We start from the raw sequence: 20,737 nt of genomic DNA on the forward strand, positions 1-20,737 counted from the left end.
GGATATTTACTTGTTTATTAAGTTTTTACGTTGCATGTGTGTTGTGAGCGCTTTAATTGCGACAAATAGCTATGCGGCAGAAAGAGTCATAGAAGATTACGAAATTGAAGGGTTAAGTGGCGATTTAGAAAATAACGTAGCTCTTTACCTCAAGCAGTTAATTGGCGAGAAGCCAACCCGTACACTTCGCCGTTATGCTCAAAAACAAGTACAAAATAGCATCAAAGCTCTTGGCTATTATAGCCCGACCGTCGAGGTTATTTATGATAAAGACGACAGCGAACTAATTGTTAAAGTTGAACGGGGGCCTGCAACTCGCATAGAAGCAATTAATATTACGCTAAACGGTGATGGTCAAAGCGATACCCAATTACAGGCATTGATTAAAAGCAATCACTTAAAGCAAGGTGATGTTTTAAATCATGGTAAATATGACTCTGCTCATAAAAAAATAGAATCTATGCTACTAGAGCTAGGTTATTTTGATGCTAAGTGGCCAGCGCGCAAATTAGAAGTGTCGCTTAAAAAAAATAGTGCTGTTATTACTTTTATAATTGATACCGGAGTTAGGTATCAGTTTGGCGATATACAAATTGCCAGTAGTACACCCGCTGAAAAATACATACGCTCTATAGCGCCTTTCTCGCAGGGCCAACCTTATAAATCAACACATATTGCTGACTATAACTTGGATTTATCAAGTACCCCTTATTTTGCCAGTGTACGTGTTTATGCTGACATTGCAGCGCGCAAAAACAGCCAAGTACCGATTAAAGTTGAAGTATTACCCAAGCCAGCTAACAGCTATGAAATTGGCGGTGGTTTTAGTACTGACTTAGGGCCCAAGGTGCGTTTTAAATGGAGTAAACCATGGATCACAGAAGACGGCCATTACCTCGAAACTAATTTAAATGTGGCACAAAAGCAGCAAGATATTTCCATGGCTTATACAATTCCGGTTGATGATCCTAATGATGATTTATGGCGATTCTCTGTCGGTTATAAATTAGAAGATGAGCTCACAAACGACACTTACAGTGAAATATTAACAGGGCAAGTTCAGCGCCAATGGTTGACCGAAAATAAGTGGGTGCGTACTGCATTTTTACGCCGCGACCAAGAAACCTACCGTATTGGTGATGAAGACGAAGAAAGTACCGAAATGTTAATGCCGGGCATTAGCTACGCGCGCAAAAAATCAAAAGGCGGCACGACTCCTTATTGGGGAGAGCAGTGGCTTATATCTGCTGAGTTTGGCTTAGATGATGTGCTTTCGAGTACTAATCTGATTAGGGTGCAAATGCAACATGCATGGCTACGCACTTATTTTGACCGCCACTTGGTGTTTTTAAAAGCGAATGTGGGAGCAATGCTTGTTGATGATATTAACAACGTGCCATTTTCACTTCGGTTTTACGCAGGTGGCGATCAAAGCGTTCGTGGTTTTGCGTACCAATCAATTTCGCCTGAGAACGATGACGGCGAGCTAATAGGTGGTAAGTATTTACTATCGGGCACGATGGAATATAACTACCAGTTTGCTAAAAATTGGCGAGCAGCTTTATTTGTTGATGGTGGTACTGCGACTAATGATTTTTCTGATGATTTTGAAGTAGGTGCTGGTTTTGGTTTTCGCTATTTAACACCCGTTGGCCCAGTGCGTATAGACCACGCTTGGGGATTAACAAAAGAAAGTAAAAGCACACGTTTAAGTATTACCATAGGGCCAGAAATTTAATGTCAGTATTAAAAAAGATAACAGCCGCCGTAAGTGCTATTTTTGTCACGTTAGTTGTTGCACTATTTTGTTTGTTATTTACCGCACCCGGTAATCAATTTATTGCTTATAGTGCAAACAAAGCGGTAGATGGACTACATATTGAAATTAAAGATGGCCGTTTTATTTATAATGATGCCTTTAATGTACGCTTTGCTAGCAACGGATTGGACTTTAATGCACAACAATTGAAAATTGATTTGTTTTGGTGGCAGTGCGATGGAATTTGTATAGATAACTTAAGTGCTAAATCTATAAATTTAACATTACCAAAAACTGCAGAGTCACAAGAAGAAGCCGCGGCAGAGCCGCTTGAAAAAATCAGCTTACCTTTTAATATTGCTGTAAAAAACATTGCGATCAATAAATTTACTCTAGAGCATCCAAGTGCAAACGTAAGCGTTAATAATTTTAAACTCTCAGCAAAAGCAGAGGGTTCAAAGCTGACGGTTAAAAGCCTGAGTATTCCCACCATACTTGTTGCTTTAAAAGAGCAAGAACAAGATGCGAAAACACAAACGGCGCAAAATACTCAAGCGCCTTTAACGCACCTACCCGCATTGCCTAATATAGAATTTACTTCGCCACTTGATTTAGTTGTTGAAGACTTTGAAATTGCTAACATTACGATTGAGCAAAACGAAGCCCAGCATGTTATTGAAAACATCTCGCTGCAATTAAGTGTGGAAGATGCGGTTATTAATTTAGAGTCATTCTCAGCAAAGTATGAACAGTGGCAGCTTAATACGCATCTTAACGCTGAGCTTGCAGGGAATTTGCCCGTGAAAGGGGATGTTGTTTTACAAAGTGATGAGCACCAAGCCAATTTGCAGTTGAATGGCGACTTATCAAATCTAAACTTAAATTTAGAAACACAGGGACAATATCCACTTAGTTTAACGGCAACAGCAAATTTAAAGCAAAAAAACTATCCGTTTGAGTTAAATGGCAAAATTAAGCAGTGGCTTATTGATGCACAAAGTAATGAGCTTAAAGTGCGAAATGTAAGCCTTAACGCACAAGGTAATGCTGACGACTATCAGCTTAGCCTTCAGGCGAATAGCCAACTAGGCGCGTACCCAGCTGTTGACTTAAATACCCAATTAAAAGGTAGTCTTACCAAAGCAACTTTACAAGCGCTAAGCATTAAAGCGAACGAAAGCAGTGCAACTATAAAAGCCAATGTTGATTGGCAAAAGGGCATACAGGCTAACTTTAATGGCACGCTTGCTAACTTAAAAGCGCAGTATTTAACTGATGCCGCTACCAGTGATATTTCAGGACAGTTTAAAGGCTCATTTAATGCAGCTGACGACAAGTGGCAGCTACAAATGAATAATACAAAGTTAAACGGATTACTTAACGACGTGCCACTAGAATTTGCCTCAAACTTTAAGCTAGACAACACGTTAAAAGCTAATATTGATAGCTTTTATTTAAGTAGCGGCACCAATAAATTAGCACTAAGCGGGCAAGTTGACGATACTTGGCAGGTTGATGGCAAAGTAACGCTAAAAAGTGATGAAAAAGCTAATATTCCATTTACTGCAGATGGCTCCGCAGATTTAAAAGTGAGAGGCGAGCGATTAACGCCTTCAATTGATTTAGCGTTAATACTAGATCGCTTTATTTTTGATGAAATAAACATTAATAAATTATCAGTAAAAGGGCAGTTAGATACCGCTGCCGATTGGCAAACCGATGTATCGATGAGTGTTGGTTCGGCGCTTGTGGCTGACCAACAAATTAATAGCGTTAAAATTGATGCCAGCGGCGATAAAACAGATCATCAACTTACGGCATCAGTAGATGCAGAACAAGGCAGTATAGAGCTTGAAGTTAATGGCAAAATTAATAATGCCACCTGGAATGGCGAGCTTAGCAATGTAACGCTCAGCGATAAAAAGCTAAGCTTTAGCAACACTAAAAATATCGCCATTATGTTTAATACTCAAACCAGCGACTTTAATGTGAGCGCGCATTGTTGGGCATCTGAGCAAAGTGAATTATGTATAGACACGCTAGCTCAAACAAAAGAACTCGGTCAACTAAATGCTAAACTGAGCAATTTAGCACTTGAAGAACTTAAGCACTTTTTGCCTGACAATATTCGTACTCGCGGTAATATAGCTGGCGATGTAGCACTTAACTGGCAAAGCGGTGCGCTTAAAACATTACGTGCAAATATCGATTCTACCGATTTAACAGCGGTACTTACCTCTGAAGAAGATCGTTTTAAATTACCTATTGAAACATTAAGCATTAGTGCGTTTTCGGACTCTCAAATTGGCAAGCTTGAAGCTAATTTAGAATCAAGTGTGCTTGGTAAAATAAATACACAAATTAATATTGACGATATACAAAATACGCAAGCGCTTAATGGCACAATTAATATTGATAGAATACTCCTTTCAGACTTACAACCATTTCTTGAAACTCTCGAGCAGTTAAAAGGTGATATTAGCGGTAAAGTGGCGTTAGCCGGTACGTTAAAAGACCCTTTATTAAATGGCGAGCTTAATGTTAGCGATATTAGTTTAGAGGGCGAGCAATTACCTATAGCGCTGCAAAAATCAAATATAAGCATATTGTTTGATAAAACAACAGCCACAATAAAGGGCAATTTAAACGACAACCAGGGCGGTAAAATAAACCTAACCGGTGATGTTGATTGGCAAGGTGCGCAGCCTGCCGTAAATGTTGCTGTGGTTGGCGAGCAGTTTTTTGTTCGGGCACAACAAGGCGTTACATTTAAAGTATCGCCAGACTTACAAATAGGCTTGGCTAATAATGCACTCAAGCTTGCTGGTGAGGTAGTTGTGCCTTACGGTCGTATAATGATTGAAGAGCTTCCTGAGGGCGCAGTGCAAGTTAGCGATGATGAAATTATTGTTGATCAAAAAACCGAGGCCACCGAAACAGTCCCGTTTGATTACGACATAGATTTAAAAGTGATTGTTAAAAACGATGTAAAAGTAGAATCGTTTGGCTTGGAATCAAAGGTTGCAGGTGATTTAGCGATAAAAATGAGTCAAGGTGCACCAATTATAGCCACAGGTGAGCTTAACTTAATTGAAGGTACTTACTTAGCCTTTGGGCAAGATTTAATAATCAGTACTGGGCAAGTAGGTTTTAGCGGTTCAATTGAACAACCATTTTTAAATATTAAAGCAATACGTAATCCCGATACGACTGCAAATGGTGTCATTGCAGGGGTTACGCTCACGGGTAATGTTGAACAACCAACGCTCAAAATATTTTCTGAGCCTGCGATGGACCAAGCACAAGCACTCGCATATTTACTTAATGGCCAACCTTTAGGTGATGGAGAAAGTTCGTCAAGCGATGCTATGCTTACGCAGCTATTACTCTCTCAAGGTGTTAGCCGCAGCGAAGGGGTTGTTTCTAAGGTAGGTGAAACCTTTGGTTTGTCAGATGTAAGTTTAAGCTCATCAGGTAGTGGTGATAGCACCAAAGTAGAAATATCAGGTTACGTAGCACCTAGCTTACAAGTTAAATATAGCGTGGGTGTATTTGATTCGCTCAGTGAAGTGGCTGTGCGTTATCAGTTACTTTCACAGTTATACATAGAAATAACGAGCGGCCTATACCAAAATGTTGATGTGCTATATAAGTTTGATTGGGAATAACCAAAACTATAATAATTATAAGGATATAAGCGATGAAAAAAATTATATTGCCAGCTCTGCTTAGTGTTTTATTGAGTGGTTGTGCTCAACAACTAGGTGATGGTGTTGCTAATCAAGAGCTACCTTTATTGAGCGCAAGTGAGGTAATTGCTAGTGCAAAAGATAATGACTGGCGAGTTGTGGATTCTCAAAATATTTTAAAGATAACACTGCCAACGGGTGATGTGTACATTGAGCTTAATGAACTGCTTGCTCCAAAGCACGTTCAAAACATTAAAAAGTTAGCGCGAGAAGGGTTTTATAAAAATACTGGCATTTATCGGTTTGTTGAAGGTTTTGTAGCTCAAGGTGGCGACAGCTCGGGTAAAAAATTAATTAAAACGGCAGATAAAACAGTCCCTGCTGAGTTTTATTTAACAACAAACAAACCACTTTTAATTACAGAGCTAAATGGCGACGGATATGCACCAGTTACCGGTTTTTTAAACGGCTTTGCAGTAGCTCAAAACTCAGCACATACGCAGACATGGCAAGTGCATTGTAGTGGCGTATTTGCCATGGCGCGCGATAACGATATAAATAGTGCGAGCACGGAATTTTTTGTAACAATAGGGCAAGGCCCGCGCTACCTTGATAAAAATATTACGGTGTTTGGTCGAGTGCTAGAAGGTATAGAGCATTTTAATCGTTTAGCGCGTACACCAACTGAAGGAAAAGCATTTAACCCAATTACCAATATACAAGTCCTTGGCGATGTACAAAGCGATAAAAGCATATTTAAAGTGATGAAAACAAACTCACCGGTGTTCAAAAACTTAATCAGTGCTCGTAAAAACCGTATTGAACCATGGTTTGTTAAAGCACATAACTACGTTGATGTGTGTGGTATGCCCATCCCCACTAAGCGCGAAGTTAATTAAAAAATGTAAAAAAGGAGCCTAGGTTCCTTTTTCAATACTTATATTCCAGTGTAAAATAATCTACTGACGATTAATTTTAACTACAAATGGCGTATCGTTATAATGCGTAGAGCGATACGGGTTTATATCAAGCCCACCACGACGAGTATAACGCGCGTAAACCTCTAACTCTTTAATATTAAGTTGTGTTGTTAAATCGCTATAAATACGCTCAACACATTGCTCATGAAATTCGTTATGCGTTCTGAACGAAATTAAATAACGCAGTAACGACTCGCGACATATTTGCTCGCCAGTGTACCGTATAATTACACTTGCCCAATCAGGCTGGGAGGTAATTAAACAGTTCGATTTAAGTAAATGGCTGTAGAGCGTTTCAGTCACTACTTCATCGCTTTTTGCTTTAAGTGAATTAGCATCAATATCGTAATTATTAATCTCAATATCTAAGTCATCAATACATTCACCTGGCAGCGCCGTACACGGTAAGCAATTGTAATCATCAGGATTGTATAAAGTCACTTTGACAGGGCTGTTAACCGCGTTTGATAGGTCATCAATTAAATGCTGTTTTACTACATCAATGCTTTCAAATCGGGTTTGGTTAAAGCTATTTAAATAAAGTTTAAACGACTTTGACTCAATAATATGGCTGCTTTGGCATTCAAAGGTAAATAAGGCTACGGCAACTTGCGGTTTACCCTTATTGTTTAGCCATGAAAGCTCGTAACCAGTCCAAATATCTTGGCCTTTAAATGGCAGCTCTGCTTCGTCAATATTTAAAGCATCACGATTTAGTTTGCGCGCAATAGGGAAAAGCAAGCTTGGCGTGTACACATCTACATACTCAGTAGATTGGCCTAATACGCTACCTTTAAGGTCTGGAGAATTGCTGTAATCTGTCATGTTTGCTCTTAAATAGTTACAATAGGGACATTATATCTAATTTAAATGAGTTTCACAGTATGTCTGTTGCATTGCTTATAGAACAACTTCATCAAAAATTTAGCGAAAAGACCCTTAAAAATACCGCAAAGTACCCACTTATAGCGCACGATGAGCAATGGCCAAGCCCATCAGAAGTTGGCGAAATTGACGAGCAGGGAAATATCCAATGGCAGGGTGCGCACCAGCAACCAGCAGGTTCACTGAGTGATTTAGCCAATGCACTAGAGCTTGAGTTTCCAAAAGAGCTTAGCGAGTTATATGGGCATATGTACGGTGGAAGTATTTTAGCTGTGATTGATGGGCATCAAGTTGAATTACTACAGGCGTGGAATAGTGACGACTTTGACATGCTGCAGCAAAATATAACGGGTCACGTTTTAATGAAACGCAAGCTCAAGCAGCCAGAAACGGTATTTATTGGGTTAACAGATAAAGATGATTTACTAGTAAGTGTATTGGTGCACTCTGGAGAAGTATGTTTAGAGCATGTAGGCAAAAACACACACCATGTACTTGCTCCCAACATTAATGCTTTTTTAAAGGCATTAGAGGTTTAAAACGTATTTAAAAATCAGCTTAGCGCCATCACTAAGCTGATTTTAAGCGCCATTACTAGGGCGTGTTGACCTTTCGTGATTGATTTTGCAGCTGTATGTTTGGTTTTTAGGCAAGGCAGAGCCTATGTAGTGTGGTTATTCCCCATAAATAGGCGATAACGAAGCATAAATGCCTAACATGCGCTGCCCTTTGGGTTCTTTCTAGGGACGATTTACTCTTTGTTGCTCGGTTTTTACTTAGCCCACTAGGTTACAAACCTCGCGCCGCGATTAAATCGTCCCTAGATTGAACAAATTTCAATCCACAAAGGTCAACACGCCCTAATGGTTACTGAAAATCCCACGATATATTAGACACTAAGCCACATGGCTCACATCTAAAGTCAAATAACCCAAACCACGATTCAGGTAATTTCCAATCGCCATTGCAGCTAGGGCATTTTCGTTCAAGCTCAGACGCTTTATCTACGCCGCCTACACGGTATAAGTAATAGTAAGTTGGTTTTTTTGTTAAAAAACTAATTCGCTTTGTTATGTCTTTTCCGCGTCTGTATAAATCGCTTTTAATGCTCGATATTTCTTCAAGTGCCGGAAACTCACAACGGGTTGCGCCGTTAATTTGAATTTGATCGCAGGCTTGCCAATCTTCTTGCCATTTAATCAGTGTTTTGTAGTCACCATTAGCAATTGCCGGAATACGAAATAGCGGCACAGGCAAAAAGTCATCACCACAATAAAGCGGGCTGCACGTATGCACATAGGTTGTATATAAAATATAACTTGATGGTTCTGTACAGTAATCAGCCCCGTTGGAATGTATATCTTGTCCAATCACTTTTACTTTTGGCGCAAGTAATCCAGCACTATGTAACGTTTCGATACTGTGCTTAACAAACGGGCTGTTATTTAGCGGGTGCATTGCATCTTCGGTCGGGCACATAACACGGGTAATAAAAAAGCCGTCTTTTAAAACGGTTGGAAATTCTTCACCCATTATTTGACCATTAAAACGCAGTGCATTTACTAAGCGGTTTATTGCCTGTTCGGCTTGTTCTAAGGTGGTGTCTTGGTAGCAATCAAAAGTTAAATCAACAACGAACATTTATAGTCTCAAATTATTTTTGTTCTAGCAGCGCAAGAAGTTTATCGAGCTTTTGCTCAATTCTATCTAATTGACTCGTTTTAAGCTCAGTATTATCTGACTGCTGTGGGTTTCTCATGAAGTTATTAATTGAATCAGGATTATTTTTATATTGGCTTACTGCTGCAATAATCATCGGCATAGGAACCGGTTGTGCCAAACGGCTTTTAGTTAGTGCTACAGTAGGGGTTTTGCCTTCATCAAGAAGGACTTTAATTGCATCAAATACAACTGAATTCATTAGATATATAACTCTTTAATAAAATAAATACGCAGCATATGAATGCTGCGCAGATGCTATGTTAGCAATAAATAAGGGAGGGTACATTAAATAAAGTTACTTACTTTGACGAAGGCGTACATCTAATTCGTCAATTACTTCACTCCAATCACCATCCTCAGCAAGCGATTCAGCTAAAAAGTGCTGTTGCGCTTCATCCCAAAAAGGGGCTTCTTGGAGTAGTGTTGTGTCTTCTAATTCATGTGAGGCAATAAATGTATCTATTTGATCGTCTGAATTAGGTAATCCAAGCTGTGCAAATAGTGTATTGATGTCGTGTTTAGTCGTATCCATGATATTGCTCCTTATACCAGTTTTATTAAAAACATGACCATTCTAGCGTATTAAATAGCTCACTTACTGCGTTAAAAATTATTCATATAGAACAACTATATGTCATAATTTTCGCCTTGTTATTGTGCTATTTTCTTAGCGCTATAATAGAACACTCATTTAATGCAATTGGTATTAACTAAATGAAAACTTATTCTAAGGATTAACTCTACTCCTAGCTAGTTAAACTCTCGCTGAATTTACGGTTAATAATTTTAGGTATATAGTTGGGTATATAGTTAAACAGCCTATAGCTAAAATAATCAAGGAAATACAATGAGTGTAACCACGCCTGCTGATACGTTCAGCGTACAGTATTTAGCCGCAGAAGATATTAGCACTGCAGCGAGCCTTATTTATCAGGCTTATCATGACGATCCTGTATTACAAAAAATGCTTAGCTACAATGACGAAAATAAATCAGTTTACGAAAAAAAATTACGATCATTAATTCGCGAAGAACTTAGTAGCTTTTGGCAAGAAAAACAGCCATTAATTGGTTTATACCGTAACGATAAATTAAAAGCAGTAGCCTGTGTATTTGAATCTAATAGCCAGCTTCAAGCGCAGCGTTATTGGCACTGGCGTTTAAAATTGATGCTTAGCGCGGGCTATTTACAAACAAATCAGTTAATAGACAAAGAACAAACAATTAGAGATGCCCTTAAAGAGAAAGGCAATTACTACTTTTTAGCTTTTATTGCCGTAGATCCGCATTTTCATGGACAAGGGTTTGGTCGTTACTTATTAAGGGGGCTTGATGATTTAGTTAAATGTAATGCGGAGTCAACGGGGATGGCTGTATTTGTAACGCGAAAAGAACACACTGAGTTTTTTAAAACTGAAAAGTTTGAGTCATTTAAGCACCTTACTTTTAATCAAGTAGAGGGTGAGTTACTGTTTAAATCAATAATTGAGCCAACTCTTTAAAATTATGATGTAAGCCAATGCGCCCAAACGGACATAAGACCGTGAGATATATCTTACATTGCCGTGAGCATTGTCAGTTAAAGGCTACTAGTAAGTAGCCTTTTTAAGTTTAAGCTGTTGTTATTTATTGTTTATTTTAATTTTTCATTTTTGTGATGTTTATTTATTTAATGTTAAGTCCTATTACTCCCCCCCAATTGCTTTAAACTTCACTTTGTCAAGACGATATAGCTCAATGATTGAGTTACTGCCAAGGATACGGAATAGGCAACATAGCGGACGCTAGCAGGAAGCATAAAGGACAAGCTAAAACGGATACAAGGAAGAATAAGGAAGTGCATGAAGCACTTAGTAGCTAGGAGTTACTTTAGGATAATCACGGATGACGCTACAGGAAGTAGCAGGAGCGTTAGTTTACGCAGGACGGCCAAGATGGCAAGTGGACATTGCAGGATGCAAAAGTGGCAGGAGCTACTTTAAAGGATTGCCAGGGATGATGCTACGGGATGTAGCTAAACGATAGGTTTCGTGGGTTTGCCAAGATGGCTATGGATATTGCAGGATGAAAAAAGTGGCAGGAGCTACTTAAAAGGATTACCAGGGATGATGCTACGGTATGTAGCCAAACGATAGATTTCGTGGGTTTGCCAGGTGGCTATGGATATTGCAGGATGCAATGTGAGGGTAAACAAGGTTGTTTACTCGTTCAGGGGATGATAATACGGATTTAAGATAATGGATATCTAGCAGGATGCAGTCCAATTGGGGCGTAACTTTAGTTACGCCTTAGTTTTTTGTGTTGAATTAAGTTTATTAATTTAAGACAAATACTCTCAAAGTATATTCAGTTTTATATTTTATGCGGTGGAACAACCACACTTTTCAAAAACTCATTTTCCATAATTAACACACCTTGATAAGCATTTTCACCATCGCTTGAAAATTCAAATATAAATTCACTTTTGATGCCTGGCTTGCCGTTCTTTAAAAAACCAAAGCGGCGTTTTGTGCATGCAACACTCATCAACTGCACCTGCAATTGCTCACTTTGACGTTTAGCATGAACGTTCGCCGCTTCAGCAACCTTTCGGCTAAGCCAAAATAAGTAAATTACACTACCAATAAGTATGAACGTCCATAAACTTGCCATTTAAGAGAATAACCTTCCAATTGCACGCGCGAGGGTTTCGCTACGATTTTCTTTACGTAATAAGCCTAATAAATGCGGGCGAATAGTCGGTATTGCAACTAAGTCAGCAAAAATACTAGGAAACAACTCATCAATTTTTTGATGATGTGCGCAATTATCCATAAATACATGTAAGCGTTCAGGGTTTTCTAATTGTTTAAAACACCGCCCAGCTATTGTTAGTAACACGTCAGAGTCGTGCCTCACTGGTGAGCTTAGTACAGTATCGACTAATTGAGCGCATAACCCTTGAGCTTGACCTTTTGAAACTGATCTTAGTGCTGCGGTTATAGCCACTGTGTCGTTGTTACTAATTGCGGCCTGGGTGTAATCAACAAGTAACTCACTCATTGATGTTGGTATTTCAACGTGTTCAAGCATGGCACTGAGTGGTTGTAGTACTTCAATAGGTAAATGCGCCCATGCTTTTTGCAGATTACTTAAGTTTGTATCGCTGTCTAAGCGTAGTGCAAAATCGGCAATACCCTGTAGTGCAACACTTTGCCAATTATCAAAACCAATTTTACCGCTAAAGTACAATTGTGCATGCTCGTAATACTGCGATGCAGGCTGTTTTAATAGTACTTTTACTTGGGCGTTAAATGCCGCTAATTTATTTGCGTTTGGTGTAAAAACATAAGGGTTATTATCAAGTTTTCCATCGGCTTGCTCACCTGTAATTTCAGTGCCTAGCGCTTGAATAACCATATCAGCAAAGTGATCGCGACTAGCACTTACAAGCATACTTTGCTCATCAAGTGGAAATTTTAAAAACCATACATACGGTTCTTTACTGGCTTTAGTATCCCAAAATTGAATAGCGAGCCAAGCGTGGCCAGCAAGAGGATAAGGGTAAGGCACTTGAGCTTGTTCAATAGCTAAAAATTGTTTTTTATCGAGTTTAGTAATATGCCTGCCAATATCAAAAGCACGCCACTGAGTACCCGCACCATCTAAAAGCTGACCTAATGTAGCTATTTGATCACTCATTGTTTTCTCAACTGTTTTTACTGCAAAATTACATTAATTATACGTCATAGCCGCCTATGAGGGAACAGGGTATAATTGCATTACATATATAAAAGAGGGTGGTTATGTACCAGCAAACCCAAACTTATTTAGTGCAGCTAACGGCACTTTTACAAAAACACGCGCTTTGGCAAAGTGAGCCAATAGACGCTGATGCACTGCTTTCAAATATTCCTTTTTGTCACGATACAATGGCGTTTGAGCAGTGGTTACAATTTGTATTTATTAATAAAATACAGCAATTAATAACGCACAAGCAACCACTGCCACGTAACTTTGCTATTGCTCCTATGGCGCAAATGACACTTGTGAATAAAGCGGGGAGCGATGAAATAATTGAATTACTAACAGCCCTTGATACCTTTTTAGGAGAACCAAATGAGTGAGCGTCCAGCGCCTATTGAATATGGCGAGCTGACTATTTTGTATCAAGATGAAAACTATGTGGCTATAAATAAGCCTTCAGGTTTATTAGTGCATCGCTCGTTTTTAGATAAACACGAAACCCAGTTTGCTATGCAAATGTTGCGCGACCAGCTAGGGCAACATGTATTTCCAGTACATAGGCTCGATAGACCTACGTCGGGCGTATTGCTGTTTGCACTGAGCTCTGAAGCTGCTCGCGATATGAACCAGCTATTTATTGAAGGCACCATTGCTAAGCGCTATGTGGCCTTAGTGCGCGGCTTTGCACCAGAGTCGGTATTTTTAGATAAACCGCTTAAAGAAGAACTTGATAAAATAGCCGATAAGTTTGCAGATCAAGACAAAGCACCGCAAGAAGCGCAAACCCAGTTTAATTGCTTGCACCAAGTTGCATTGCCTATTCCTATAGGTAAGTATCCAACAGTGCGTTACTCGTTAGTTGAGTGCTTTCCAAAAACAGGGCGCAAGCATCAAATTCGCAGACACTTAAAGCACTTATCACTGCCTATTATTGGTGATGTAAATCACGGTGATAATCAGCATAATCAATTTTTTAGAGAGCATTTTGAACTAAGACGCTTAATGTTATTTGCAACAGAGCTTAGTTTTGTGCACCCTTATAGTAATGAATCAATAACAATTAAAGCGCCACTAGGTGAAGACATGCTTAAAATATGTAAGCAGCTAGGTTGGCCAGAGCAAGAAAAGGATTATTAATGGCACATATTAGTATTTTTGTAGGCAGCGTTAATGGCGGTGCAGAGCGTTTAAGCGATGAAGTTGCAAGCACAATTGAGCAAGCGGGTCATACTGCAACAGTAATTACTGAAGCATCGCTTGATGATATAAAAAATGCATCGCATATTTTAATCGTTACCTCCACAACAGGCCAAGGTGATGTACCAAGTAATTTGGCCGGGTTATACTTTGCTATGAATAGCACCTTCCCAATGCTTACCGATAAACCATTTGGTGTAATTGCAATGGGTGACAGATGTTACGGCGATACATTTTGTGGCGCAGGGCGAAGCTTTGACGAGCTACTTCGCGATTTACAAGCAAAGCCTGTGGGCAACCGCCTAGAAATAGATGCATGTGAAGATTTTGAACCATGGCCGGTAGCCGAGCCTTGGTTAAAAGTATGGCTAGAAAAACTACCTGCTTAATCCTTAACGTTAAAGTATTAAAAAAGGAGCGCATGCGCTCCTTTTTACTTTTAATATAGTTTTATAAACTAACTACTTCTGACATCTACTTTAAGTTTTAGCTTTTGGCCAGGTTGTAAGTATTTTTGACCGGCTAAATTATTCCACTTAATAATTTCGTTAACGCTTAGATTAAACTTAGACGCAATACGTGCAAGAGAATCACCTCGGCGTACTTTGTATGTAATAGTACGGTTGGTGCTTGCCGTTGCTTGTGGTTTATTAGCTGATTTATACACAGTTAGTTTTTGATTTAGGCGCAATACAGAGTTTTTCTTTAGTTTATTCCATTTAGCCAACTCATCCATAGTTACGTCATATTCGCGGCTAATATCCCATAACGTGTCGCCACTTTTAACTGTGTGCGAAAGCTTTGTGCGAGTTGCTTTATTAGCAGCTAAACGCATCTGCTTTGGTAAATGCTCGCTATTTATAGCGCCATCAGTAAGCGGGACTAGTAACTCTTGGCCTACTTTAATCGTATTTGATTTGAGTTTATTAAGCGATCGGATTGCACTTGAGCTTGTTGTAAACTTTTTGGCAATTACCGATAAGCTGTCGCCTCGAGCCACAATATAACGCTGCCAGCGTAATCTGTTTTTAACATCAGTGTTTGCTAATTTTTGGCTAAATTCCTCTGCTTTATCAACAGGCAATAATAAAGAATGCGGGCCATTAGGATCAGTTGCCCAGCGGTTAAAACCAGGGTTTAATCTGTATAGCTCAGTAAGCGTCATATCAGCCATATCAGCAGCAAGCGCTAAATCTATTTGCGAGCCAACATCAACCACTTCAACCACTTGTGCATTAATTACTGGTTGCCATGTAACGTTAAAATCATCTGAGCGTTTTAATAAATCGGCAAGTGCTAATAACTTTGGTACGTAGGCTGTTGTTTCGCTAGGTAAATCAAGAGACCAAAAATCGGTAGGTAAATGCTTTTTACGATTCTTTTTAATCGCGCGCATCAAGCGCCCTTCACCTGAGTTGTAAGCAGCAATTGCATTTAGCCAATCGCCTTCAAGTGTTTTATGTAAATACGATAAGTAGTCAAGTGCTGCGCGAGTCGACTGCACTATGTCGCGACGACCGTCGTACCACCAGTTTTGTTTTAAATCGAATCGCTCACCGGTTGCAGGCATAAACTGCCAAATGCCCGATGCGCTGCGATTAGAATAACCAAACGGGTCAAATGCACTTTCTACAATAGGCAGTAGTGCAATTTCGATTGGCATTTCGCGCTTTTCTACTTCTTCAACTATAAAGTGTAAGTAAGGTTCTGCACGTTTAGAAATACGATCTAAATAGGCTTGGTGGCGAGCGTAATAATTACGTTCAGTAACAACAGGGCGGTTTTGCGGTATTTCGATAGAAAGTTGGTAGCGAATTCGCTCCCATACATCATCAAACACGGGAGCTTCTTGCTCATCAGGGTCAACTTGCTGATATTGTGCGTTTACCATCAATGCATTGTTAATGTCGTTAGGACTTGCGCCTTCGAGTTGTTGGTTTGCTTGCGTGGCGACTTGAGAGTCTGAGTCTAGAGTTGTCACAGTTTGACAACCACTTAGCGCTAACGCCAAGGCTACTAATAGGGGAGATTTATTCATAAATACCAATACATCGGGTAAAAAACTCGGCGAATACTACCTGTTATGAGTTAACATTGCCACTTAATGACTTTTTAAAACGCAGAAATAGAATCATCACTATATCTTAAGTTAATGATTCTAATAAAATAAATATTAAAGTATTAGTTTGTGCATTAAAAATTGTCTTTGAACTGTCTCAGACTAGCAAAGTTTCCCCAAGGTTCATTGTTTTTTGTAACCGAGATGAATTTTTCTGGCACTAACTCTGTAATGGTTGGCAAATCGCTACGCATAAATGGATTTATTTTTAGCTCCTGTCCAATAGAAGTGGGTAGGGAGATTTGGTTATTACTGCGTAATTCATCTACTTTTTTACTGTACGCGAGTAGTTCTGGGTTACGTGGTTCAACCGCTTTGGCAAAGGCAAGATTAGCTTGCGTGTATTCGTGCGTGCAATACACACTGCAGCTTGCAGGCAGCTCTCTTAGTTTATTAAACGATTCCCACATTTGCTTTGGCGTGCCTTCAAATAAGCGCCCACATCCACCGCTAAACAATGTATCGCCTGTAAAAGCAAGTTCATCATTTGTATAGCAAATATGATCAAGCGTGTGCCCAGGAGTTGCCAAAATATTAAAGTTAATATTAAGTACGCTAATGCTTTGACCATCAGTAAGTGAGTGGGTAACGCCTTTAAATGGACTATTCGCGGGGCCATAAACCGATATATTTGGATAGGCGTCAACTAATGCAGCTACGCCATCAGTGTGGTCGTAGTGATGATGCGTAATTAAAATACCACCAAGCGTTAGTTTGTGCTCAGCTAGATACGCTAATACGCTCTGTGCTTGGCCTGGATCGACTACCCATGCTTGGTTACTATTATCGGTAGTTAAACACCAAATGTAATTATCAGAAAAGGCTTTAATTGCTTTGACTTGCACCATGGTAAATTGCTCTATAAAGTGACACTTACCGCATAGTATAACGAGCTCAAAAAATGAAACCAGCCCTTAGTTTTCAAGAAGGACCCAAACCACTGTCGTGGCAACAGTTTCCTCATGGGGATTATTTGCGCAAAGATATTGAACGCAAAATGGAGCAATGGCTGCCGCGTATGTTTGGCTATCATATGCTTAAGCTAGGTAATTTAAGTGGCGAATTAAATACAAGTATAAGTACGATTAAACACCAAGTGTGTGTTGCAGAACCTGGGCCTTACACTGGGGTAGTTGCTGACATAGATGAACTGCCATTTTACGAGCACAGTATTGATGCCTGCATACTAAGTCACTGCTTAGAGTATCATTCAGACCCACATCACATTTTACGAGAAGCACATCGCACACTTATTCCGGGCGGCTATATAGTAATTACGGGATTTAACCCGTTTAGTTTGTGCGGACTTGCACAAATGCTACCTTTTAGTGGTCAGAAATTACCATGGACGGGGCGCTTTTTTACCCCTGCGAGGGTTAAAGATTGGCTAAACTTACTTGGTTTTGAAATTGTAAGTGACGAACGTTTTATTTATTCATCACTGGCAAGAGGTAATAGGCTATCAAGGTTTGAGTTTTGGCGTACCTTTGCTAAACAGTATTTAAAACCGATGGGCAGTGTTTATATGCTGGTGGCACGAAAAAGAGTTGCGCCACTTACGCCAATAAAACCTAAGTGGCATGCAAGGCCGCAGTTTGCACCAGTAAAAGGGGCAGGGCTTAGACAAACGTCAAAGCAACACTTTAAATCGTGCGAGCAAAAAAATAATACCAATTGCATTAAATAAGTGAGCTATTATAGCGCTAAGAAAATAGCACATTAACAAGGCTAAAATTGTGACATATAGTTGTTCTATATGAATAATTTTTAACGCAGTTAGTGAGTTATTTAATGCGATAGAATGAACATGTTTTTAATAAAATTGGTATAACAACTAGCTCATAATAAATTAAGGCTGGTAGCCTACATCTTCTAGTAAATCTCTACTGCCAGCGGCATCGCGCGCTAAATCATCAACTATTTCGTTGTACTTATGGCCGCTATGCCCTTTAACCCATTTCCAAGTTACATTGTGCTCGCTACAGGCTTTATCTAGGCGTTTCCATAAGTCGACGTTTTTAACCGGCTTTTTAGCTGATGTTAACCAGCCACGTTTTTTCCAGTTAGTGATCCACGATTCAATGCCTTGCTTAACATATTGGCTATCGGTTGTTAGGTTTACTTCGCATTCTCGAGTGAGTGATTCTAGGGCTACAATAGCCGCGAGCATTTCCATTCGGTTATTTGTTGTGAGTTTATAACCTTGGCTCATTTCTTTTTCGTGGCCGTTATAAATCATAAAAATACCATAACCGCCGGGGCCTGGATTACCTAAACATGAGCCATCGGTGTAAATCTCTACGGTTTTTTGCACTGTTTTACCTTGATCTTATGTACAATAAAGTGATTATAGAAAGATACCAGAATCAGGCTAAATTCGATATGGCACGTAGACAAATAGTTTTAGATACAGAAACCACCGGCATCGACCCTAAACAAGGGCACCGTATTATAGAAATTGGGTGTGTGGAGTTAGTAAATCGCCGCTTAACAGGCAATAACTTTCACGTTTATATAAACCCACAACGAGCAAGCGAAGAAGAAGCAATCGACGTTCACGGTATCACTAACGAATTTTTACGTGATAAACCGTTATTTCATCAAATTGCCCAAGAGTTTTTCGACTATATTGAAGGGGCTGAACTGGTTATTCATAATGCACCGTTTGATATTGGCCACATGGATAACGAATTCTCGCTACTTAATCAGGGCTATCCTAAAACTGATACTTTTTGTCAAGTTCTCGACACGCTTAAAATGGCGCGTGACTTGCACCCGGGTCAAAAGAACAATCTTGATGCATTATGTCGTCGTTACGATGTAGATAACGGCAAACGAACACTTCACGGCGCGCTACTGGATTCTGAGATTTTAGCCGATGTTTACCTTGCCATGACAGGTGGTCAAACAAAGCTAAATTTGAATCAAAATAAAGATGACGGCAGCGAGCAGCAGAAGGGCGATATAAAGCGTTTAAATAGTGATAGAGCCCCATTAGTTGTTCTGCGAGCAAGCGACGCTGAGCAAAGCGCACACGAAGCACGATTAGATCTTGTAAATAAAGAAGGCGGCCAATGTATATGGCGCGCTGAATGAGGCCATTTAATGAAAACGATGTATTTTGTAACAGCGTTATGTGCAGCTAGTTTATTCACTAGTAATGCTTATGGCGTAAAGCAAGTAGAAGTGCTCAAACGTGATGGACATCAAAATGAGATACCATTACTTGATAATCGTTTTCGCATAGATAGCGACATTGATGAAATAACGCTGCTCTTCTTTAGAAAACCAGGAGCATCTTCTGTTATTTTAGTTAGACCGGATGGAAGTAAGTACTTCACTAGAGATGCTGCTTATAACCCAAATATTGAATGGTTTGATGAACTCAATTACGATTTAATAACCATTAAAAAGCCTATACCTGGTCCTTGGCAAGTAATAGGCAGTATTTTACCCGACAGCAGAATAGTTGTATTAGGAGAAGTATCTCTTGCTGCAGAGCCTCTTCCACCTATGTTGTTTAAAGGAGAGACAATAAAAATCACCGGGAAAATACTCAATGATGGAGAACCAATTGATGAAAACTTGTTTAGGGACGTTGTAAAGCTAAATGTAGATTTTGTGAGTACTAATAACGACAGTTTTACGAATTTTGGCGCAGGAGGTCAAAAAGTAGCTGAATTTAAAGACGATGGTCGTGGATTTGACGAACACCCAAAGGATGGCGTTTTTACTGGTGAGTTCACATTGGATTTTCCTGCTGGCGAATGGGCTTCTAGACTTTACATTTCTACACCATTATTAAAGCGTAGAGTAGTTCAAGATAAAGTAGTGGTTCATGAACCTCCTTTTAACTATGCAATTATTCGAGCGGATGAAAATGTTAGTGATCATCATTTAACTATTAATATAGATACCAAAATAGTAAAACCCGAAACGGTCATTATTCAGGGTAAAATTTACTATCCAAATAATGAAGAACAAATGTTTACAATTAATGCGATAGCAGATGCATCGCGCCAACTTGTAATTAAAAATTATGGCTGGGGTAGATATAGTGTTGAGTTATCTGTTTTTGGCACTAATATTAACGGCCGTGAATTTATGGCAACGCTGCCAACCTATAAATTTGCGGTAGAACGACCGATAAAAGTTGTGCCCGAAATAGATCCTGCAACGATTATTACGCCAGATAAAATGATTGAGAGTGAGCCTGTTGAAGAAAAAATGGCTACATCTACAATAATTAGTTTAATTGTAGGCTGCAATACGCTCATTTTATTACTCGGTTGGTTGTTAATTCGTATATTTGTTCAGAAAAAACCGATTAAATTTAAAGTGAAGCTGCCTTTTTTAAAGAAAAAGAAAACAAGAAAAGGGGACGTTACCGACAAAGAAAAAAATCAAGTCGGTGAAAATGGCTCAAAAAATGACAAATCAGGTGAAATTTTAAACCTTTCGATGTCAGATGACTAAAAAACCTATAAAAAAGCAAAAAAGCCCTTGACGAAATAGGGGCTGGTTCGTATTATTCACGCCGCTGTTAAGGGAGACCTAAACGGCACCGGAAATATGGAGTGGTAGTTCAGTTGGTTAGAATACCGGCCTGTCACGCCGGGGGTCGCGGGTTCGAGTCCCGTCCACTCCGCCAACACTTACAC

General features: G+C 39.5%; 20 protein-coding genes and 1 tRNA gene. 12 read left to right on the top strand and 9 right to left on the bottom strand.

Going from position 1 to position 20,737, the window contains the following annotated elements:
* Positions 1-10: 10 nt before the first annotated feature.
* The 3 genes from GQR54_RS17305 to GQR54_RS17315 are packed head-to-tail and all read left to right on the top strand — an operon-like array spanning position 11 to position 6,347.
* Positions 11-1,738, top strand: a complete 1,728-nt coding sequence (locus GQR54_RS17305; protein ID WP_024593667.1) for an autotransporter assembly complex family protein — start codon at positions 11-13, stop codon at positions 1,736-1,738.
* The gene (locus tag GQR54_RS17310; RefSeq protein WP_166379243.1) at positions 1,738-5,427 is read left to right on the top strand and encodes a translocation/assembly module TamB domain-containing protein; all 3,690 of its coding nucleotides are present in this window, start codon (positions 1,738-1,740) and stop codon (positions 5,425-5,427) included. The genes GQR54_RS17305 and GQR54_RS17310 overlap by 1 nt, the downstream gene beginning before the upstream one ends.
* Positions 5,428-5,459: 32 nt before the next feature.
* The gene (locus GQR54_RS17315) at positions 5,460-6,347 is read left to right on the top strand and encodes a peptidylprolyl isomerase (RefSeq protein WP_166379245.1); all 888 of its coding nucleotides are present in this window, start codon (positions 5,460-5,462) and stop codon (positions 6,345-6,347) included.
* Positions 6,348-6,407: 60 nt separating this feature from the next.
* Here the strand turns inward: GQR54_RS17315 and queF are convergent, their stop codons facing one another.
* Positions 6,408-7,253: an NADPH-dependent 7-cyano-7-deazaguanine reductase QueF gene (queF, locus tag GQR54_RS17320; protein WP_166379247.1), complete on the bottom strand. Its 846-nt coding sequence runs from the start codon at positions 7,251-7,253 to the stop codon at positions 6,408-6,410.
* Positions 7,254-7,312: 59 nt separating this feature from the next.
* Here queF and syd point away from each other — a divergent pair, with 59 nt between their 5' ends.
* Entirely contained in the window at positions 7,313-7,852 is a 540-nt protein-coding gene (gene syd / locus GQR54_RS17325) for a SecY-interacting protein (protein ID WP_166379249.1), read from the top strand.
* A gap of 328 nt (positions 7,853-8,180) precedes the next feature.
* Here the strand turns inward: syd and GQR54_RS17330 are convergent, their stop codons facing one another.
* From GQR54_RS17330 to GQR54_RS17340, 3 genes are all read right to left on the bottom strand, one after another.
* Positions 8,181-8,954, bottom strand: coding sequence for a Zn-ribbon-containing protein (locus GQR54_RS17330; RefSeq protein ID WP_166379251.1), 774 nt, complete (start codon positions 8,952-8,954; stop codon positions 8,181-8,183).
* A 13-nt stretch (positions 8,955-8,967) separates the two neighbouring features.
* The gene (locus GQR54_RS17335) at positions 8,968-9,234 is read right to left on the bottom strand and encodes a hypothetical protein (RefSeq protein WP_165728585.1); all 267 of its coding nucleotides are present in this window, start codon (positions 9,232-9,234) and stop codon (positions 8,968-8,970) included.
* A gap of 96 nt (positions 9,235-9,330) precedes the next feature.
* Entirely contained in the window at positions 9,331-9,567 is a 237-nt protein-coding gene (locus GQR54_RS17340; protein WP_166379253.1) for a DUF2789 domain-containing protein, read from the bottom strand.
* A gap of 315 nt (positions 9,568-9,882) precedes the next feature.
* Between GQR54_RS17340 and GQR54_RS17345 the strand changes: the two genes are divergently transcribed.
* Positions 9,883-10,536: a GNAT family N-acetyltransferase gene (locus GQR54_RS17345; RefSeq protein WP_166379255.1), complete on the top strand. Its 654-nt coding sequence runs from the start codon at positions 9,883-9,885 to the stop codon at positions 10,534-10,536.
* Positions 10,537-11,386: 850 nt separating this feature from the next.
* On the opposite strand, the gene GQR54_RS17350 is transcribed toward GQR54_RS17345, so the two are convergent.
* On the bottom strand, positions 11,387-11,686 hold the full coding sequence (locus GQR54_RS17350) for a DUF3301 domain-containing protein (RefSeq protein WP_166379257.1): 300 nt from the start codon (positions 11,684-11,686) through the stop codon (positions 11,387-11,389).
* Positions 11,687-12,715 carry a DUF3549 family protein gene (locus tag GQR54_RS17355; RefSeq protein ID WP_166379259.1) on the bottom strand — a complete coding sequence of 343 codons (1,029 nt, stop codon included), beginning with the start codon at positions 12,713-12,715 and terminating at the stop codon, positions 11,687-11,689.
* Positions 12,716-12,819: 104 nt separating this feature from the next.
* Between GQR54_RS17355 and GQR54_RS17360 the strand changes: the two genes are divergently transcribed.
* From GQR54_RS17360 to GQR54_RS17370, 3 genes are read left to right on the top strand one after another with little or no spacing between them, the layout of a single operon-like run.
* Positions 12,820-13,140, top strand: coding sequence for a YqcC family protein (locus tag GQR54_RS17360; RefSeq protein WP_166379261.1), 321 nt, complete (start codon positions 12,820-12,822; stop codon positions 13,138-13,140).
* Complete coding sequence (truC, locus tag GQR54_RS17365; RefSeq protein WP_166379263.1) at positions 13,133-13,897, top strand: tRNA pseudouridine(65) synthase TruC; 765 nt, start codon at positions 13,133-13,135, stop codon at positions 13,895-13,897. The genes GQR54_RS17360 and truC overlap by 8 nt, the downstream gene beginning before the upstream one ends.
* On the top strand, positions 13,897-14,346 hold the full coding sequence (locus GQR54_RS17370) for a flavodoxin (protein ID WP_166379265.1): 450 nt from the start codon (positions 13,897-13,899) through the stop codon (positions 14,344-14,346). The genes truC and GQR54_RS17370 overlap by 1 nt, the downstream gene beginning before the upstream one ends.
* Before the next feature lie 68 nt (positions 14,347-14,414).
* On the opposite strand, the gene GQR54_RS17375 is transcribed toward GQR54_RS17370, so the two are convergent.
* Together GQR54_RS17375 and gloB are read right to left on the bottom strand one after the other, a co-directional pair.
* Positions 14,415-15,995, bottom strand: coding sequence for a LysM peptidoglycan-binding domain-containing protein (locus GQR54_RS17375; protein WP_007586008.1), 1,581 nt, complete (start codon positions 15,993-15,995; stop codon positions 14,415-14,417).
* Between the two features lie 155 nt (positions 15,996-16,150).
* The gene (gene gloB / locus GQR54_RS17380) at positions 16,151-16,924 is read right to left on the bottom strand and encodes a hydroxyacylglutathione hydrolase (RefSeq protein WP_166379267.1); all 774 of its coding nucleotides are present in this window, start codon (positions 16,922-16,924) and stop codon (positions 16,151-16,153) included.
* 53 nt (positions 16,925-16,977) lie between these two features.
* On the opposite strand from gloB, the gene GQR54_RS17385 reads away from it, so the two are divergent.
* Positions 16,978-17,763: a class I SAM-dependent methyltransferase gene (locus GQR54_RS17385; protein WP_165735688.1), complete on the top strand. Its 786-nt coding sequence runs from the start codon at positions 16,978-16,980 to the stop codon at positions 17,761-17,763.
* A gap of 162 nt (positions 17,764-17,925) precedes the next feature.
* Here GQR54_RS17385 and rnhA read toward each other — a convergent pair whose 3' ends face one another.
* On the bottom strand, positions 17,926-18,390 hold the full coding sequence (rnhA, locus tag GQR54_RS17390) for a ribonuclease HI (RefSeq protein ID WP_166379269.1): 465 nt from the start codon (positions 18,388-18,390) through the stop codon (positions 17,926-17,928).
* Positions 18,391-18,458: 68 nt separating this feature from the next.
* On the opposite strand from rnhA, the gene dnaQ reads away from it, so the two are divergent.
* From dnaQ to GQR54_RS17405, 3 genes are all read left to right on the top strand, one after another.
* On the top strand, positions 18,459-19,172 hold the full coding sequence (dnaQ, locus tag GQR54_RS17395; RefSeq protein WP_166379271.1) for a DNA polymerase III subunit epsilon: 714 nt from the start codon (positions 18,459-18,461) through the stop codon (positions 19,170-19,172).
* Between the two features lie 9 nt (positions 19,173-19,181).
* Positions 19,182-20,552, top strand: a complete 1,371-nt coding sequence (locus GQR54_RS17400) for a TIGR03503 family protein (RefSeq protein ID WP_166379273.1) — start codon at positions 19,182-19,184, stop codon at positions 20,550-20,552.
* Positions 20,553-20,650: 98 nt separating this feature from the next.
* Positions 20,651-20,727: transfer RNA gene (locus tag GQR54_RS17405), tRNA-Asp, on the top strand.
* The last annotated feature ends 10 nt before the right edge of the window (positions 20,728-20,737 follow it).

Source organism: Pseudoalteromonas sp. Z9A4, from assembly GCF_011378845.1.
Classification (GTDB): domain Bacteria; phylum Pseudomonadota; class Gammaproteobacteria; order Enterobacterales; family Alteromonadaceae; genus Pseudoalteromonas; species Pseudoalteromonas arctica.

What these genes read in the sequence shown, in the direction of transcription:
- GQR54_RS17310 (WP_166379243.1), top strand. Translation starts at nt 1,738, where the DNA reads ATGTCAGTATTAAAAAAGATAACAGCCGCCGTAAGTGCTATTTTTGTC.
- GQR54_RS17315 (WP_166379245.1), top strand. Translation starts at nt 5,460, where the DNA reads ATGAAAAAAATTATATTGCCAGCTCTGCTTAGTGTTTTATTGAGTGGT.
- queF (WP_166379247.1), bottom strand. Translation starts at nt 7,253, where the DNA reads ATGACAGATTACAGCAATTCTCCAGACCTTAAAGGTAGCGTATTAGGC.
- syd (WP_166379249.1), top strand. Translation starts at nt 7,313, where the DNA reads ATGTCTGTTGCATTGCTTATAGAACAACTTCATCAAAAATTTAGCGAA.
- GQR54_RS17330 (WP_166379251.1), bottom strand. Translation starts at nt 8,954, where the DNA reads ATGTTCGTTGTTGATTTAACTTTTGATTGCTACCAAGACACCACCTTA.
- GQR54_RS17335 (WP_165728585.1), bottom strand. Translation starts at nt 9,234, where the DNA reads ATGAATTCAGTTGTATTTGATGCAATTAAAGTCCTTCTTGATGAAGGC.
- GQR54_RS17340 (WP_166379253.1), bottom strand. Translation starts at nt 9,567, where the DNA reads ATGGATACGACTAAACACGACATCAATACACTATTTGCACAGCTTGGA.
- GQR54_RS17345 (WP_166379255.1), top strand. Translation starts at nt 9,883, where the DNA reads ATGAGTGTAACCACGCCTGCTGATACGTTCAGCGTACAGTATTTAGCC.
- GQR54_RS17350 (WP_166379257.1), bottom strand. Translation starts at nt 11,686, where the DNA reads ATGGCAAGTTTATGGACGTTCATACTTATTGGTAGTGTAATTTACTTA.
- GQR54_RS17355 (WP_166379259.1), bottom strand. Translation starts at nt 12,715, where the DNA reads ATGAGTGATCAAATAGCTACATTAGGTCAGCTTTTAGATGGTGCGGGT.
- GQR54_RS17360 (WP_166379261.1), top strand. Translation starts at nt 12,820, where the DNA reads ATGTACCAGCAAACCCAAACTTATTTAGTGCAGCTAACGGCACTTTTA.
- truC (WP_166379263.1), top strand. Translation starts at nt 13,133, where the DNA reads ATGAGTGAGCGTCCAGCGCCTATTGAATATGGCGAGCTGACTATTTTG.
- GQR54_RS17370 (WP_166379265.1), top strand. Translation starts at nt 13,897, where the DNA reads ATGGCACATATTAGTATTTTTGTAGGCAGCGTTAATGGCGGTGCAGAG.
- GQR54_RS17375 (WP_007586008.1), bottom strand. Translation starts at nt 15,995, where the DNA reads ATGAATAAATCTCCCCTATTAGTAGCCTTGGCGTTAGCGCTAAGTGGT.
- gloB (WP_166379267.1), bottom strand. Translation starts at nt 16,924, where the DNA reads ATGGTGCAAGTCAAAGCAATTAAAGCCTTTTCTGATAATTACATTTGG.
- GQR54_RS17385 (WP_165735688.1), top strand. Translation starts at nt 16,978, where the DNA reads ATGAAACCAGCCCTTAGTTTTCAAGAAGGACCCAAACCACTGTCGTGG.
- dnaQ (WP_166379271.1), top strand. Translation starts at nt 18,459, where the DNA reads ATGGCACGTAGACAAATAGTTTTAGATACAGAAACCACCGGCATCGAC.
- GQR54_RS17400 (WP_166379273.1), top strand. Translation starts at nt 19,182, where the DNA reads ATGAAAACGATGTATTTTGTAACAGCGTTATGTGCAGCTAGTTTATTC.